Annotated in this window: 1 protein-coding gene; it reads left to right on the top strand. The window is 77.2% G+C overall.

What is annotated here, in order from left to right:
- Positions 1 to 1,195: MocR-like pyridoxine biosynthesis transcription factor PdxR (gene pdxR, locus DZF91_RS23605; protein WP_147341320.1), on the top strand; the 1,195-nt coding region annotated here is incomplete at its 5' end.
- Positions 1,196 to 1,239 lie beyond the last annotated feature (44 nt).

The following is a 1,239-nucleotide window of genomic DNA, read 5'->3' on the forward strand; positions in this document are numbered from 1 at the left end:
CGCGGGGACGTTCGTCCGCGAGTCGGCCGCGCCCGCGCCGTCCCGGCACGCGCCCGCCGCCTCCCCGCTGCGCCCGCGCCCCGGCTGGTCGGACCTGCGCGCCTGGCCGTCCCGCCTCCCGGACGTCCCGTACGACCTGCGCGCGGGCCTCACCGACACGCGCCTGTTCCCGTACGAGGCGTGGCGGCGGCTGATCGCGGCCGAGCTGCGTCCCGGCGTCCACGACATCGGCGACCCCGCCGGGCTGCCCGTCCTGCGCGAGGCGATCGCGCGGCACGCCGGGGTGTCGCGGTCGGTCCGCGCGAGCGCGGCCGACGTGATCGTCACCTCGGGCATCCAGCAGGCGCTGGACCTGGTCGGACGCGTCCTGCTCGGACCGGGCGCGCACGTCGCCGTCGAGGACCCCGGCTACCCGCCCGCCCACCTGCTGTTCCGCTCGCAGGGGATGCGCGTGACCGGCGTCCCGGTGGACGCCGAGGGACTGCGCGTGGACGCCCTGCCGGACGGCGTCCGCGCCGTGTACCTCACCCCGTCGCACCAGTTCCCCCTCGGCATGCCGATGTCCCTGGCCCGCCGCCGCGCCCTGCTCGACTGGGCCCGCCGCCGGGACGTCGTGATCATCGAGGACGACTACGACACCGAGTTCCGCTACGGCGGCCGTCCGGTCGAGCCGCTGCAGTCCCTGGACGAGGACGGCCGGGTCCTCTACCTCGGCACGTTCTCCAAGGTCATGCGCCCGGTGCTGCGCCTCGGCTTCCTCGTCGCCCCGCCCGCCCTGCACGACGCGTTCCGGATGGCCCGGTACGTCACGTCCTGGCACGGCGACCCGCCCGTCCAGGCGGCGCTGGCCCGGTTCATCGACGAGGGGCTGCTCGCCCGCCACGTCCGCCGCTCCCGCCGGATCTACCAGGAGCGCCACGAACTCATCGCCGAGACGCTGGGCTCCGCCTTCGCTGGCCGCCTCACCCCCGTCCCGTGTGCCGCCGGGCTCCATTTGAGCGCGACGCTGTCCGGCCGGTCCGACGCCGAGGCCGTCCGCGCCGCCGAGGCCGAGGGCGTCGCCCTGTTCCCGCTCTCCGACTTCGCCGTCACCGAGGCGCCGGTGAACGGCCTGGTCCTCGGGTACGGCGCGATCACGGCGGACGGCATCCGCGAGGCCCTGCGCCGCCTCGACCGCGTGCTGCCCGCCCGCTGACGGGCCCCGGCGGCGCCGCCCGGCGGACCTCCGGCGGGCCCTGC

The organism is Actinomadura logoneensis, from assembly GCF_003428695.1.
GTDB lineage: Bacteria > Actinomycetota > Actinomycetes > Streptosporangiales > Streptosporangiaceae > Spirillospora > Spirillospora logoneensis.